A 13,226-nucleotide genomic window follows, 5' to 3' on the forward strand; every position below is an offset into this window, starting at 1 on the left:
GGTACGCCGCCGCGTTCGAGGCCGTCAACGCCGGGCGCGGCCGCACCCGCTCACTTCGCGTCCGCGTAGCACTCCACCACCGCCGTCGTGAACGGGAACCGCACCGGCGTCTCCCCGAACGTCAGCCGTCCCGCCAGCTCCGCCGCGTCCCGGATCGCCGCGACGACGGTTTCAGCCTCCTCCTCGGGACAGTGCACGATCACCTCGTCGTGCTGGAAGAAGACCAGCTCGGCCGCCATGTCCGCGCAGGTCCGGCGCAGCGCGGCGAGCAGCAGCAGGGCCCAGTCGGCGGCGCTGCCCTGGACGACGAAGTTGCGGGCGAAGCGGCCCCGCGCGCGGGCGTTGGTGGAGGCGTAGCCGGGCACCCACTCCTGCTGGTCCGGGCTCTCGGGAGGCCCTTCCTGCGGCAGGCCCGCCTCCTCCGTGCCGTCGGCCGCGCCGGCCGCGGGCGGGCAGGTGCGGCCCAGCCAGGTGCGCACCAGCCGGCCCTCCTCGCCCGCGCGGGCCGCGTCGTCGACGTACGCCACCGCGCGGGGGAAGCGGCGTCTGAGCGCCGCCAGGTTCTTCAGTCCGTCGCCGGAGGTCTGGCCGTAGACCGCGCCGAGCACGGCGAGCTTGGCCTGGGCGCGGTCGCCGGAGAACGCGCGGTCGGAGACGGACTGGTAGAGGTCGGTCTCGCGCCCCGCCACCTCCATCAGACCGGGGTCGCGGGAGATCGCCGCCAGCACGCGCGGCTCCATCTGGTCGGCGTCGGCGACGACCAGCCGCCAGCCGGGGTCGGCGACGACGGCCCGCCGGATCACCTTGGGGATCTGGAGCCCGCCCCCGCCGTTGGTGACCCAGCGTCCGGTGACGGTGCCGCCGGCCAGGAACTCGGGCCGGAACCGGCCGTCGCGCACCCAGTCCTGGAGCCACGACCAGCCGTGGGCGACCCAGACGCGGTACAGCTTCTTGTACTCGATCAGCGGCTTCACGGCCGGGTGGTCCAGCGTCTCCAGCTCCCAGCGGCGGGTGGAGGCGACCTTCACGCCCGCCTGCCCGAACGCCTTGACCACGTCCGCGGGCAGATCGGGCCGCACCCGGCGGCCGAACGCCGCCGACACCTCCTCGGCCAGCTCGGCCAGGCGGCGCGGCTCGCCCCCGCCCGCGTACCGCTCGCCCAGCAGGTCGTGCAGGACCTGGCGGTGCACGTCGGCCCGCCAGGGCAGTCCCGCGCGGTTCATCTCGGCGGCCACCAGCATCCCCGCCGACTCGGCGGCCGTCAGCAGCCGCAGCCGGTCGGGGCGGGCCGAGCGGTCGTGGCGGCGCTGCTGCTCGGCGTAGACGGCGAGCAGGTCGGTCAGGGGGAGGTGGACGGCCTGGGGCTCGAACAGCGGGGACTGCGCGCCCGGCTCGGCGGAGCGCTGCGGCGGGTCGGGCGGCACGGGACCGCCGTGCAGCCGGGCCAGGGCGGCCGCGGCCGAGCGCGGCTCCCCGTAGCGCCCCTCGTGGCCGAGCAGGAGGGTCTCGGCGGCCTCCACGTCGTAGCACCGCTCCACTCGCACCCCCGCGGCGAGCAGGCGCGGCGCGATCTCGGCGGTGGACCGCCACACCCAGCGTGTGACGTCCGGTCTGCCCCGGACGGCCTCGGCGAGGCCGGGCTCGCGCCGCACCGGTCCGGCGGGCAGCCCGTCGGGGCCGAGGGCGGCGACCTCCACACCGCCGTCCTCGGCCACCGCGAGCGCCCACCTCTCGGCCATGTGGCGAGTGTCGCAGGCGGGTCTGACAACGGCCTCGCGGCGACGGCCGTCCTCAGCCCTCTTCAGGGGCGGGCCCTGCCGACCCGGCCTCCGCGGTCTGCTCCTCGGTGATCTGGATGAACTCCGCCACCGCCTCGACCACGTACCGCTCGGTCGCCTCCTTGTCGAGGCCGAGCCCGCTCAGCACGCCCCCGCCGTGCTCGTGCTCCAGCAGGGCCAGCAGGATGTGCTCCGTGCCGATGTAGTTGTGCCCCAGGCGCAGGGCCTCGCGGAAGGTGAGTTCGAGGACCTTCTTGGCCGCGGGGCCGTACGGCACCAGCTCCGGGACCTCCGCGACGGCGGGCGGCAGTGCGGCGGTCGCCGCCGCACGGATCGCGTCCAGGGTCACGCCCTGCGCCGCGATCGCCTTGGCGGAGAGGCTCTCGCGCTCGGTGATCAGGCCGAGGACGAGGTGTTCGGGCAGGCCCTCGGCGTTGCCGGCGTTCTTGGCCGCGTTGTGGGCGGCCATCACGACGTTGCGCGCGCGGGGAGTGTAGCGGCTGAAGCCCTGGCTCGCGTCCAGGTCGGCCGACTCCTTGGGCACGAAGCGCTTCTGCGCCGCCTGGCGGGTGACGCCCATGCTCTTGCCGATGTCCGTCCAGGACGCGCCCGAACGCCGGGCCTGGTCCACGAAGTGGCCGATGAGGTGGTCGGCCACTTCACCGAGGTGCTCGCCGGCGATGACGGCGTCCTGAAGCTGTTCCAGCGGCTCCGGATGCACCTTCTTGATCGCGTTGATGAGTTCGTCGAGGCGTACGGATGACGTGATGTTCGGGTTCGTCGTCATGTGTCAACCGTAGGTTGCGCCCCTCCGGCTGTCAACTGATGGTTGACAGTCCTTGAGGGCACTCCCGTCACTTCGGCGACGCCACCACCAGACGCACCGCCAGCCCCGTGAACACCGTCCCGGAGACGATGTTGAGCCAGCGGTTCACCCGGGCGCTGCGCCCGAGGAGACCCGCCAGCCGCCCCGAGAGCAGCCCGACGAAGCCGTCCCACAGGAAACCCATCACCACCAGCGTTCCGCCGAGCACCAGCAGCTGGCCCGGGACGTGCCCGAGCGCGGGGTCGACGAACTGCGGCAGGAACGCCACGTTGAAGAGGATCACCTTGGGGTTGAGCAGGTTGGTGATCGCCCCCTGCCAGAAGGCCCGCCGCATCCCCGCGCCCCTCGGCGCCGAGTCGTCCCCGCCCGGCACCGACCGGTCCCGGAACGCCTTCACCGCCAGGTACAGCAGATAGGCCGCGCCCGCCCAGCGCAGCACGTGGTACAGCGTGGGCAGCGTCGTGAAGAGGGCCGACAGCCCGAGGGCCGCGGCGACCGCGTGCACGAGCATCGCGCAGGCCACCCCGAACGCGGCCATCACACCGGCCGTGGGACCGCCCCGCCCGCCCATCGCCACGATGAACATCATGTCGGGGCCCGGAGTGACGCACAGCGCGAAGGCGGCGACGAGGAACGCCGCGTAGAGAGTCATGTCCACCATGCGCGCCATGCTCGACGCCGGGCGGCGCGGCCCTGGCCGAATTCCGCGAAGTGAGACGGCCCGGGTGACCGTGGCACCATCGCCGGGTGAGTACGCCCCGCACCGTCGACCGTGCCTTCGAGACCGCCCTGTACGACACCGCCGACGCCGCCCTCGACACCGCCGCCTCGTTGCTCGCGGCCGATCCGGCGGCGGACGCGGAACTGGCCCGGCGCGGCGAGGAGTTCGTAGCCACGGCCTGGCGGCGCGGCTGGCAGCCCGCCGACCTCGTACGGATCGTGCGACGCGAACTGGACGACGCGCACGTACGGCTGGTGGCCGCGCTGATCCGCGCCCAGGCGCCGCACGACCGCGCGCGCGGTCCCCGCTGGGCCGCGCAGCTCGACGACGTACCGGACGCGGACGAGACGGCACCGCCCCGCACCGACCGGTTCTCGCACGCCACCGCCGTACTGGAGCTGTACCGCCTGCTGGTGCGGCTGCCCGGCCTGGAGCCCCTGGAGGCGGGGGAGCCGTCGCGCCGGGGTCGGGAGAACCGGCCGGAGTCCCGCGCCCTCGCCCGCATCCGCGCGCTGCTCGCCAAGGCGGAGGCGACCGGGTACCCCGAGGAGGCGGAGGCGCTGAGCGCGAAGGCGCAGGAGCTGATGGCGCGGCACAGCGTCGACGAGGCGCTGCTGGCCGCGCACGCGCCCTCGCCCGACACCCCGGGCGCCTGCCGGATCGGGGTGGAGCCGCCCTACGAGCAGGCCAAGGCGGTGCTGCTGGACGCGGTGGCCGACGCCAACCACTGCAAGGCGGTGTGGAACGAGTCCTTCGGCTTCTCCACCGTCGTCGGTTTCGAGGCCGACCTGGAGGCGGTGGAACTCCTCTACACCTCGCTGCTGGTGCAGGCCGAGGCCGCGATGACGAAGGCGGAGGCCGGGCAGCGGGCCGGCGGGCGCAAGCGCACCAAGACCTTCCGGCAGTCGTTCCTCGCCGCCTACGCCCACCGCGCGGGCACCAGGCTGCGGGCCGCGGCGGAAGCGGCCACGGGTGCGGCCGCGGAGGAGGCGGCGGACGCGGACCTGCTGCCGGTGCTCGCCTCCCGCGAGGTCGCGGTCACCGACCGCGTGGAGCGCATGTTCCCGGAGACCACCACGACCCGACTGCGCGGCGCCGGGGACGCGGCCGGGTGGACGGAGGGCACTCGGGCGGCCGACGCGGCCCGGGTCGGCCACCACCGGCCGCTGAAACGGGGCTGAGGCCGGCGCCGACCGTCCGGCCCCGTTCAGGAACCGATGCCGGTGGTCGGCAGGCCGGGCGGGAGCGAGCCGCCCTCGGACCTGGTGAACGTCTCCTCGCCGAGTTCGCCCTCCCAGGCCACCGTGAGCGAGGTGGCGTCGACCGCCCCGACCTTGCCGGTCGAGCGGTCGTCGCTGCCGTCGGCGCACTTGAGGCGGATCGTCCGGGTGCCGGAGGTCTCCTGCGTCGTGCCGCTGCACACGGTCCCGCCGGTGGCGAACAGGGCCGCCTTGTCGCCGGTGACCATCAGGGCGACGGCCTGGCCGTCGGTGGTCGCCAGCCAGCTGCCCTCCAGCTCGCCCGCCGCACCGGCGGACGGCGATCCGCCCTCGCCGCCGCCCGGGGCCGTGCTCGCGGACGCGCTGGGCGCCGCCGAGGACTTGTCACCGCCCGAGGCGCCGCCCGAGCCGTCGCCGGAGCCCCCGTCGTCGGTGCACGCGGTCAGAGCCAGCGCGCCCGCCAGCCCGAGGCCCAGCGCCACGGCCCGCAGGGACCGGCGCGCCCGACGGCCCGAGACCCCACCGCGCGGGACGCCCCTGCCCGCGGCCCGCGCGATGCGCGCCGTGTTCTCCGTGCTCGCCGCGTTCTCCGCAGTCACCCACGTCACCGGAAGCTCCAAGCTGTAGCCGGGCGGCCGTTCGGCCCCGAACAGCCGCAAGCTACCAGGAGGACTTGCGCACCCCGGGAAGATGCCCGGCGTGCGCCTGCTCGCGCAGGTTCACCCGGGAGAGTCCGAAGACCCGGAAGTATCCGCGCGGGCGCCCGTCGACCTGATCGCGGTTGCGCACCCGAGTGGGGCTGGCGTCGCGCGGCTGCCGGCGCAGCTCCCGCTGGGCGGCGAGCCGTTCGGCCTCCGTAGAGGAGGGCCGGCGGACGATCTCCTTCAACTCGGCCCGCCGTGCGGCGTAGCGCGCGACGACCGCCCGCCGCTGCTCGTTCTTCACGATCTTGCTCTTCTTCGCCATCAGACCCTCACTCCCCGGGCACGGATGCGCGCCACCGCCGCTTCGACGCCGATCGAGTCGACCGTCTTGATCCCCTTGGTGCTCAGCCGCAGCCGTACGTGCCGGTTCTCGCTCGGCAGCCAGTAGCGCTTGGTCTGGATGTTGGGGTCGAAGCGGCGCGAGGTGCGCCGGTGGGAGTGCGAGACGCGGTTGCCGAATCCGGGCCTGGTCCCGGTCAGCATGCAGTGGGCGGACACGGTGACGTACCTCTCCTCCGGGCCTGACGAGGCCTAGCTGTTAATGGAATTCATTTTCAGTAAGATAGCAGCATGGCACGCAACGAACTCCGTCCGGTCATCAAGCTCCGGTCCACCGCCGGGACCGGCTACACCTACGTCACCCGCAAGAACCGCCGCAACGACCCGGACCGGCTGGTCCTGCGCAAGTACGACCCGACGGCCGGCCGCCACGTCGACTTCCGAGAGGAGCGCTGAGCCGCCGTGCGCAAGGGAATCCACCCCGAGTACCGCCCCGTCGTCTTCCGCGACCGGGCCGCGGACTACGCCTTCCTCACCCGCTCGACCATGACGAGCGAGCGCACCGTCGAGTGGGAGGACGGCCGCACCTACCCGGTCGTCGACGTCGAGATCTCCCACGTCAGCCACCCCTTCTACACCGGCACCGCCCGCGTCCTGGACACCGCCGGACGCGTGGAGCGCTTCGAGCGCCGGTACAAGAAGCAGGAGGGGGCATGAGCGGGCCGGGCCGCTTCCCCGAACCGCCGGTGGTGATCGTCGGCGGGCTGCACGCCGACGCGCGCCGGGCGGCCGTGGCCCGGCTGCTCGCGGACGTGCCCGGCAGCGTCGTCCTCCACCACGACCTGGCGACGGCCGCCGCGGGCACGGTCGTACGGACCGTGCGGGACGCCACCGGCCTCCGCTCCGCCGGTGAGGCCCCCCTGGTCAACGACTGCGCGTGCTGCGCGCTGCGTGAGGACCTCGTGCCCGAGCTGGTCCGGCTCGCGGAGGCCGGAGGCACCCCGCTGGCGGTCGTCGAGCTGTGGGACTCCGTCGAGCCCAAGGCGATGGCGGAGGTGGTGACGGCCGGCGGGTTCACCGTCACCGGCGTGATCACCGCCGTCGACCCCGCCCTGGTGCTGCCGTACCTCGGCAACGGCGACGACCTCGCCGAGGGCGGCCTCGCCGCGGCGGCCACCGACCGGCGCACCGTCGCCGACACCTTCGCGCGGCAGCTGGAGTACGCCTCCGTCCTCGCCCTCGCCGAGTCCCTCCCCGGCTCGCCGGAGGCCGACGAGGAGGATCACGAGCTGCTGGCCCAGCTGCACCCGACGGCCCGCCGGGTCCCGATCGGCCACGGGAACCCGGCGGGCGCACCACCCGCGCACCCGGAGCTGGCGCGCGCCGCCCTCGCCGGGTTCGACGTGGAGGCCGCCGCCGCGGCCCAGCACCCGGCCTGCGCCCTGCTGCCCGCGGAGGCGGACGCGCACGGCGTCGCCACCCTGGTCTGGCACCGCCGCCGCCCCTTCCACCCGGAGCGGCTGTACGCGGCGCTGGAGGACCTGACCTGCGCCGCGGCCCGCAGCCGGGGGCGGTTCTGGCTCGCCGGCAAGGGGGACACGCTGCTGCACTGGGACGCCGCGGGCGGTGCCCTGTGCGTGGAGAGCGCGGGACCATGGCTCGCCTCGCTCCCCGACGCCGCCTGGGAACTGGTGCCGCCCGTGCGCCGCGCCGCCGCCGCGCTGGACTGGCACCCCGAGCACGGCGACCGCTGCCAGCACCTCGTCTTCACCTCCCCCGGCCTCGACCGCGACGGCCTGGAACGGCTCCTGGAGTCCTGCCTGCTGACCGACGCCGAGTACGCCGCGGGGCAGGCCGCCTGGGACCGGCTGCCGCCCGCCTTCGACACCCTCCTGGAGGTCTGACCCCGTGCCCCGACCCCGCAAGGACGAACGCACGCCCAACCGGCAGCGCCCCAACCCGCTGGACCAGGCGGGAGTGACGTACGTCGACTACAAGGACACCGAGCTGCTGCGCAGGTTCCTCTCCGACCGCGGCAAGATCCGCAGCCGCCGCGTCACCCGCGTGACGTCCCAGCAGCAACGGCAGCTGGCCAGGGCGATCAAGAACGCGCGCGAGATGGCGCTGCTGCCGTACGGCACGCGCTGACCCGTCCGCCGCACCTCGCGCACCGGCGACAACACCGGGGCCCGCTCGTCACGAACAGGGGGAGCGGGCCCCGGTGTTGTCGCATGTTGTTGCATATTCTTCGAATTCGGGGGCACATGCGGGAACGACTTCTCGGGTCCCGGCGTCGTAGTGAGCAGGGCTCGGTAAAGCGGTCGTCACAGCTGTAATCGCGGGAACACCGCGCGTGCACGTGCATTTGCTCATGCATCTGCACGTGAACAGGGTTATGATCCGGATCAGTTGACCACTGCATCAATGGCCACATCAGCCAGTGCACACCGGGGAGCGACCTGTGGACCACGACGTGTACGACGTGTACAACGGCATGGCCGCCACGCAGTTGCACGATGCGGCCTGGCAGAAGAGTCGGCGCAGCAACTCGCAGGGATCGTGCGTGGAGTTCGCGCGCCTGCCCGACGGCGCGGTGGCGGTGCGCAACTCCCGCTTTCCCGACGGCCCCGCGCTCGTCTACACGCGTGCCGAGATCGAGGCCATGCTGCTGGGCATCAAGGACGGCGAGTTCGACCACCTGATCGCGAGCTGATCGCGAGCTGGTAGCGAGGTGGTCCGGGCCGGTCCGGCCGGCCGGCCCGGTGGTGCCCTAGACGCGGAACAGCGCCCAGACCACCTTGCCGTTGAGGGTTCCGGCGAGCGGGTGCCAGCCCCAGCTGTCGCTGAAGGAGTCGACGAGGAAGAGGCCGCGGCCCGACTCCGCCGAGAAGTCGTCCGTCTCCCGGGCCACCGGGCTGTCGTGGCTGGGGTCGCGCACGGCGCACACCAGCCGCTCGGTCCAGCGCATGAGGTGCAGCCTTACGGGACCGTGGCGCTCGTCGTGGCGCGGGGTGTCCGCGGGCAGGGCGTGGCGCAAAGCGTTGGTGACGAGTTCCGAGACCACCAGGCAGACGTCGTCGAAGCGGTCGCCGGTGTCCCAGCCCTCCAGCGTTCTGCGGGTGAACCGCCGGGCCTCGCGCACCGCTTCGAAGCGGGGTGGCAGGGCGCAGGATGCGGCGTTGGACACGGCCGCGGGGTCGAGTGGCGGAAGGCCCTGCCGTAACGGCTCGAGCATGGTCGATCCATTCGTCCCCATGCGAGGCACTCCCGGGAATTCGCGGTCATAGCGATGCGGCGCGGTGGTGCGGGGACCATGGTTTCGGATGCGTACCTCAGATGCAAGGGCAGATGCACGTGCACGTGACCGAAATGGACCTGCCCGTACCGCTTGTTGGGCAATTTTTCCGTCATCTTCGCCTCCCCTTCATGTCCCCCGGCGTCCGATTCCGGTCTGCCGGGTGCGTGATCCTGCACGTTTCCTTTGGCTCGATTCCGTTTCCGTAACCGGACGAGTACTGCTCGGAGTGTTTTAGTGGCAGACTGCGGCCCCTGAAGACGGTTGGGGAGGCTGGCGAACGTGAGCGCGGGAGAGCCCGGATCGGTGGTGCGGCGCATGCTGCTCGGATCACAACTCAGGCGACTGCGTGAGACGCGGGGGATCACGCGAGAGGCGGCGGGCTACTCGATCCGCGCCTCCGAGTCGAAGATCAGCCGGATGGAGCTGGGCCGGGTGAGCTTCAAGACGAGGGACGTCGAGGACCTGCTGACGCTGTACGGCATCACGGACGAGCAGGAGCGCGCCTCCCTGCTCTCCCTGGCCAAGGAGGCCAACGTCGCGGGCTGGTGGCACAGTTACTCCGACGTGCTGCCCAGCTGGTTCCCGACCTACGTGGGTCTGGAGGGCGCCGCCTCGCTGATCCGGGCCTACGAGGTGCAGTTCGTGCACGGCCTGCTGCAGACCGAGGAGTACGCCCGCGCGGTCGTCCGGCGCGGCATGAAGGGCGCCGGCGAGGCGGACGTCGAGCGGCGGGTGGCGCTGCGCCTCGAGCGGCAGAAGCACCTGGTCGCGGAGAGTGCCCCCGAGTTCCACATCGTGCTCGACGAGGCCGCCCTGCGCCGCCCCTACGGCGACCGCGAGGTGATGCGCGGCCAGCTCCAGCACCTGATCGAGGTCTCCGAACGCCCCAACGTGCGGCTCCAGATCATGCCGTTCGGCTTCGGCGGGCACTCCGGCGAGAGTGGCGCGTTCACGCTCCTCAGCTTCCCCGAGTCCGACCTCTCGGACGTCGTCTATCTGGAGCAGCTCACCAGTGCGCTGTATCTGGACAAGCAGGAGGACGTCACCCAGTACGAGACGGCGCTGAAGGAACTCCAGCAGGACAGCCCGGGTCCGGACGAGAGCCGGGACCTTCTGCGGGGTCTCCTCCAACTCTCCTGAAACATAAGTACGATGACGCTCCATCAGGCGGCCCGCTCGGCTCGCTCGCGGCGGCTGCGGCAGCTAAGGGGATTGAGGGATTCCATGTCGTCGTACTTCACCGACCTCGCCCAGCAGTACATCGACGGCGAGTGGCGTCCGGGCAGCGGCTCCTGGGACATCATCGACTTCAACCCGTACGACAACGAGAAGCTGGCCTCGATCACGATAGCCACCGTCGACGAGGTCGACGCCGCCTACCGGGCCGCCGAGCGCGCGCAGAAGCAGTGGGCCACGACGAACCCGTACGCGCGCCGCGCGGTGTTCGAGAAGGCGCTGCGGCTGGTGGAGGAGCGCGAGGCGGAGATCGGCGAGGCGATCGTCGCCGAGCTGGGCGGCACCCGTCTGAAGGCCGCCTTCGAGCTGCACCTCGCCAAGGAGTTCCTGCGCGAGGCGGTCCACCTGGCGCTGCGCCCCGAGGGCCGGATCCTCCCGTCCCCGGTCGACGGCAAGGAGAACCGCGTCTACCGGGTGCCGGTCGGCGTCGTGGGCGTCATCAGCCCCTTCAACTTCCCCTTCCTGCTCTCCCTGAAGTCGGTCGCCCCGGCCCTCGCCCTGGGCAACGGCGTCGTCCTCAAGCCGCACCAGAACACGCCGATCGTCGGCGGCACCCTGGTCGCGAAGATCCTTCAGGACGCGGGACTGCCGGGCGGTCTGCTCAACGTCGTGGTCACCGACATCGCGGAGATCGGGGACGCCTTCCTGGAGCACCCGGTCCCGAAGGTCATCTCCTTCACCGGCTCCGACCAGGTCGGCCGCCACGTGGCCACGGTCTGCGCCGCCAACTTCAAGCGCTCGGTCCTCGAACTGGGCGGCAACAGCGCGCTGGTGGTCCTGGACGACGCCGACGTCGACTACGCGGTCGACGCCGCCGTCTTCAGCCGCTACGTCCACCAGGGGCAGGTCTGCATGGCCGCCAACCGCGTCCTGGTCGACCGCGCGGTGGCCGACGAGTTCACCGAGAAGTTCGTCGCCAAGGTGAAGACCCTCAAGGCCGGCGACCCGCGCGACCCGGCGACCGTCATCGGCCCGGTGATCAACTCCTCGCAGGCGGACGCGGTCTCCGGCGTCGTCGAACAGGCCCTCGCCGAGGGCGCGACGGCCCTGGTGCGCGGATCGGTCACCGACAACCTGGTCGAGCCGTCGGTCCTGACCGGCCTGCCCGCCGACTCCGCGCTGCTGCGGCAGGAGGTCTTCGGCCCGGTCGCCTTCCTCGTCCCCTTCGACGGCGAGGAGGAGGCCGTACGCCTCGTCAACGACACGCCGTACGGGCTGAGCGGCGCCGTGCACACCGGGGACATCGAGCGCGGCGTCTCCTTCGCCAAGCGCATCGACACCGGCATGTTCCACGTGAACGACGGGACCGTGCACGACGAGCCGATCGTGCCCTTCGGCGGCGAGAAGCACTCCGGCATCGGCCGCCTCAACGGCGACACCATGCTGGACGCCTTCACCACGCAGAAGTGGATCTCGGTGCAGCACGGACGGAGCGGGTTCCCGTTCTGACCCCGCCTCGCACGGGCCCTAATCTGGACCCATGTCAGCGATCCGTCTCCTCGTGCTCGGCGCCGTCCGCCAGCACGGGCGGGCCCACGGCTACCAGGTGCGCAACGACCTGGAGTACTGGGGCGCGCACGAGTGGTCCAACGCCAAGCCCGGTTCGATCTACCACGCGCTGAAGCAGATGGCGAAACAGGGACTGCTCGTCGCGCACGAGATCGCGCCGTCCACGGCGGGCGGGCCGCCGCGGGTGGAGTACGAGATCACGGAGCAGGGCACCGAGGAGTACCTCACCCTGCTCCGCGACTACCTCACCGCCTACGACCAGCGGCCGGACGTGCTCACCGCGGCGCTCGGCTTCATGGTCGACCTCCCGCGCGAGGAGGCCCTCGCGCTCCTGGAGGAGCGGGTGCGGAAGATCGAGGAGTGGCGTGCCGCCGTCACCGAGTACTACCTGCCCGCGGAGGGGCCCGGCCAGTACGGGCACATCGGCGAGATCATGAACTACTGGGTCCACTCGGCCGACTCGGGCGCCGAGTGGACCCGCGGCCTCGTCGAACGCGTCCGGGGCGGCGCGTACACCTTCGCCGGAGAGGGCGAGCCGTTCGTCGGGGTGCTGGCGGAGGGTGAGGAGAACCCCTTTGCTGCGGGGCGGCCGCAGGACCGGGACGCCTGCTAATCAAGTTTGACTAAGGCGGTGCGAGGGCGTACCTTCGCGAGCCGGTAGTCAAATTTGGCTAGCTTCGCCGAAGGGGGAGTGGCAGTGGCCGACACGGCGATCACCGTCGAAGGCGCACGCAAGAGGTACGGCGGCAAGGACGCACTGGACGGGCTCGACCTGACCGTCACCCGCGGCACGGTGCACGGCGTACTGGGGCCGAACGGAGCGGGCAAGACGACCCTGGTCCGGATTCTCTCCACCCTGCTGCGGCCCGACGCGGGCCGCGTCGAGGTCGCGGGGCACGACGTCGTCGCCGAGGCCTACGCGGTACGGCTGCGCATCGGCCTGCTCGGCCAGCACGCGGCGCTCGACGAGGAACTGGGCGGCCGGCAGAACCTGGAGATGTTCGGCCGCCTCCACCACCTGGGCGCCCGGCGGGCACGCGCGCGTGCCGACGAACTGCTCGCGCGCTTCGACCTCACCGACACCGGACGCAAGCCGGTCAGCGCCTACAGCGGCGGCATGCGGCGCCGCCTGGACCTGGCCGCGTCCCTCATCACCGAACCGGAGGTCCTCTTCCTGGACGAACCGACCACCGGCCTCGACCCGCGCGGCCGCGCCGAGGTGTGGCACTCGGTCCGCTCCCTGGCCGGCGCCGGTACGACGGTCCTGCTCACCACCCAGTACCTGGAGGAGGCCGACCAGCTCGCCGACCGCATCTCGGTCGTCGACGCGGGACGGGTCGTCGCCGACGGCACGGCGGACGAACTCAAGGCCGCCACCGGCGGCGACCGCGTCGACGTCGTCCTGCGCCACGCCGGCCAACTCGGCGCCGCCGTCGCCCTGCTGCCGCTCACCGGCGTCCGCGTCGACGCCGACCGACGGCTGCTCAGCGCCCCGGTCACCGACCGCATGGCCGTGCTCTCCGGCGTCGTACGGGCGCTGGAGGAGGCCGGGATCGAGGCCGAGGACGTGGCGCTGCGCCGGCCGACCCTGGACGAGGTGTTCCTGCACCTCACCGACCGCACGAAGGAGGCCGCGTGAGTACGACCACCGTGAG

General features: G+C 72.5%; 17 protein-coding genes. 10 read left to right on the top strand and 7 right to left on the bottom strand.

Annotation, left to right across the window (positions count from 1 at the left end; all coding sequences use genetic code 11):
• Positions 1 to 50: 50 nt before the first annotated feature.
• The 3 genes from ACGH52_RS21070 to ACGH52_RS21080 form a co-directional block, all read right to left on the bottom strand.
• Positions 51 to 1,739 carry a bifunctional 3'-5' exonuclease/DNA polymerase gene (locus ACGH52_RS21070; RefSeq protein WP_399941450.1) on the bottom strand — a complete coding sequence of 563 codons (1,689 nt, stop codon included), beginning with the start codon at positions 1,737 to 1,739 and terminating at the stop codon, positions 51 to 53.
• A gap of 52 nt (positions 1,740 to 1,791) precedes the next feature.
• Positions 1,792 to 2,565 (bottom strand): Clp protease N-terminal domain-containing protein, encoded by a 774-nt coding sequence (locus ACGH52_RS21075; RefSeq protein ID WP_399941453.1) that lies wholly within the window; start codon positions 2,563 to 2,565, stop codon positions 1,792 to 1,794.
• Positions 2,566 to 2,632: 67 nt separating this feature from the next.
• On the bottom strand, positions 2,633 to 3,265 hold the full coding sequence (locus ACGH52_RS21080; protein WP_076975085.1) for a LysE family translocator: 633 nt from the start codon (positions 3,263 to 3,265) through the stop codon (positions 2,633 to 2,635).
• Between the two features lie 86 nt (positions 3,266 to 3,351).
• Between ACGH52_RS21080 and ACGH52_RS21085 the strand changes: the two genes are divergently transcribed.
• Entirely contained in the window at positions 3,352 to 4,506 is a 1,155-nt protein-coding gene (locus ACGH52_RS21085; protein WP_121703293.1) for a DUF2786 domain-containing protein, read from the top strand.
• 26 nt (positions 4,507 to 4,532) lie between these two features.
• Here the strand turns inward: ACGH52_RS21085 and ACGH52_RS21090 are convergent, their stop codons facing one another.
• From ACGH52_RS21090 to rpmB, 3 genes are read right to left on the bottom strand one after another with little or no spacing between them, the layout of a single operon-like run.
• Positions 4,533 to 5,153, bottom strand: a complete 621-nt coding sequence (locus ACGH52_RS21090) for a hypothetical protein (RefSeq protein ID WP_399941458.1) — start codon at positions 5,151 to 5,153, stop codon at positions 4,533 to 4,535.
• Between the two features lie 52 nt (positions 5,154 to 5,205).
• Positions 5,206 to 5,511, bottom strand: coding sequence for a 30S ribosomal protein S14 (gene rpsN, locus ACGH52_RS21095; protein WP_399941461.1), 306 nt, complete (start codon positions 5,509 to 5,511; stop codon positions 5,206 to 5,208).
• The gene (gene rpmB / locus ACGH52_RS21100; protein WP_076974948.1) at positions 5,511 to 5,747 is read right to left on the bottom strand and encodes a 50S ribosomal protein L28; all 237 of its coding nucleotides are present in this window, start codon (positions 5,745 to 5,747) and stop codon (positions 5,511 to 5,513) included. Before rpmB ends, rpsN begins: the two co-directional genes overlap by 1 nt.
• Before the next feature lie 72 nt (positions 5,748 to 5,819).
• On the opposite strand from rpmB, the gene rpmG reads away from it, so the two are divergent.
• From rpmG to ACGH52_RS21125, 5 genes are all read left to right on the top strand, one after another.
• Positions 5,820 to 5,984, top strand: a complete 165-nt coding sequence (rpmG, locus tag ACGH52_RS21105) for a 50S ribosomal protein L33 (RefSeq protein WP_059301677.1) — start codon at positions 5,820 to 5,822, stop codon at positions 5,982 to 5,984.
• Positions 5,985 to 5,990: 6 nt separating this feature from the next.
• The gene (locus tag ACGH52_RS21110) at positions 5,991 to 6,245 is read left to right on the top strand and encodes a type B 50S ribosomal protein L31 (RefSeq protein ID WP_076974947.1); all 255 of its coding nucleotides are present in this window, start codon (positions 5,991 to 5,993) and stop codon (positions 6,243 to 6,245) included.
• On the top strand, positions 6,242 to 7,432 hold the full coding sequence (locus tag ACGH52_RS21115; RefSeq protein ID WP_059301675.1) for a GTP-binding protein: 1,191 nt from the start codon (positions 6,242 to 6,244) through the stop codon (positions 7,430 to 7,432). Before ACGH52_RS21110 ends, ACGH52_RS21115 begins: the two co-directional genes overlap by 4 nt.
• Before the next feature lie 4 nt (positions 7,433 to 7,436).
• Complete coding sequence (gene rpsR / locus ACGH52_RS21120) at positions 7,437 to 7,676, top strand: 30S ribosomal protein S18 (protein ID WP_121703289.1); 240 nt, start codon at positions 7,437 to 7,439, stop codon at positions 7,674 to 7,676.
• Positions 7,677 to 7,989: 313 nt separating this feature from the next.
• Positions 7,990 to 8,241 (top strand): DUF397 domain-containing protein, encoded by a 252-nt coding sequence (locus tag ACGH52_RS21125; RefSeq protein ID WP_059301673.1) that lies wholly within the window; start codon positions 7,990 to 7,992, stop codon positions 8,239 to 8,241.
• Between the two features lie 57 nt (positions 8,242 to 8,298).
• Here the strand turns inward: ACGH52_RS21125 and ACGH52_RS21130 are convergent, their stop codons facing one another.
• On the bottom strand, positions 8,299 to 8,784 hold the full coding sequence (locus ACGH52_RS21130; protein ID WP_171987246.1) for an ATP-binding protein: 486 nt from the start codon (positions 8,782 to 8,784) through the stop codon (positions 8,299 to 8,301).
• Between the two features lie 357 nt (positions 8,785 to 9,141).
• On the opposite strand from ACGH52_RS21130, the gene ACGH52_RS21135 reads away from it, so the two are divergent.
• The 4 genes from ACGH52_RS21135 (at position 9,142) to ACGH52_RS21150 (ending at position 13,210) form a co-directional block, all read left to right on the top strand.
• Entirely contained in the window at positions 9,142 to 9,966 is an 825-nt protein-coding gene (locus ACGH52_RS21135) for a helix-turn-helix transcriptional regulator (RefSeq protein WP_059301770.1), read from the top strand.
• An 84-nt stretch (positions 9,967 to 10,050) separates the two neighbouring features.
• Positions 10,051 to 11,511, top strand: a complete 1,461-nt coding sequence (locus tag ACGH52_RS21140; RefSeq protein WP_210974265.1) for an aldehyde dehydrogenase family protein — start codon at positions 10,051 to 10,053, stop codon at positions 11,509 to 11,511.
• A 31-nt stretch (positions 11,512 to 11,542) separates the two neighbouring features.
• Complete coding sequence (locus ACGH52_RS21145; protein ID WP_076974944.1) at positions 11,543 to 12,184, top strand: PadR family transcriptional regulator; 642 nt, start codon at positions 11,543 to 11,545, stop codon at positions 12,182 to 12,184.
• An 84-nt stretch (positions 12,185 to 12,268) separates the two neighbouring features.
• The gene (locus ACGH52_RS21150; protein ID WP_399941467.1) at positions 12,269 to 13,210 is read left to right on the top strand and encodes an ATP-binding cassette domain-containing protein; all 942 of its coding nucleotides are present in this window, start codon (positions 12,269 to 12,271) and stop codon (positions 13,208 to 13,210) included.
• Positions 13,211 to 13,226 lie beyond the last annotated feature (16 nt).

The organism is Streptomyces sp. BBFR25, from assembly GCF_044590125.1.
GTDB lineage: Bacteria > Actinomycetota > Actinomycetes > Streptomycetales > Streptomycetaceae > Streptomyces > Streptomyces canus_D.

What these genes read in the sequence shown, in the direction of transcription:
- ACGH52_RS21080 (WP_076975085.1), bottom strand. Translation starts at nt 3,265, where the DNA reads ATGGTGGACATGACTCTCTACGCGGCGTTCCTCGTCGCCGCCTTCGCG.
- ACGH52_RS21115 (WP_059301675.1), top strand. Translation starts at nt 6,242, where the DNA reads ATGAGCGGGCCGGGCCGCTTCCCCGAACCGCCGGTGGTGATCGTCGGC.
- ACGH52_RS21070 (WP_399941450.1), bottom strand. Translation starts at nt 1,739, where the DNA reads ATGGCCGAGAGGTGGGCGCTCGCGGTGGCCGAGGACGGCGGTGTGGAG.
- rpmG (WP_059301677.1), top strand. Translation starts at nt 5,820, where the DNA reads ATGGCACGCAACGAACTCCGTCCGGTCATCAAGCTCCGGTCCACCGCC.
- ACGH52_RS21075 (WP_399941453.1), bottom strand. Translation starts at nt 2,565, where the DNA reads ATGACGACGAACCCGAACATCACGTCATCCGTACGCCTCGACGAACTC.
- ACGH52_RS21135 (WP_059301770.1), top strand. Translation starts at nt 9,142, where the DNA reads ATGCTGCTCGGATCACAACTCAGGCGACTGCGTGAGACGCGGGGGATC.
- ACGH52_RS21140 (WP_210974265.1), top strand. Translation starts at nt 10,051, where the DNA reads ATGTCGTCGTACTTCACCGACCTCGCCCAGCAGTACATCGACGGCGAG.
- ACGH52_RS21130 (WP_171987246.1), bottom strand. Translation starts at nt 8,784, where the DNA reads ATGGGGACGAATGGATCGACCATGCTCGAGCCGTTACGGCAGGGCCTT.
- ACGH52_RS21145 (WP_076974944.1), top strand. Translation starts at nt 11,543, where the DNA reads ATGTCAGCGATCCGTCTCCTCGTGCTCGGCGCCGTCCGCCAGCACGGG.
- rpsN (WP_399941461.1), bottom strand. Translation starts at nt 5,511, where the DNA reads ATGGCGAAGAAGAGCAAGATCGTGAAGAACGAGCAGCGGCGGGCGGTC.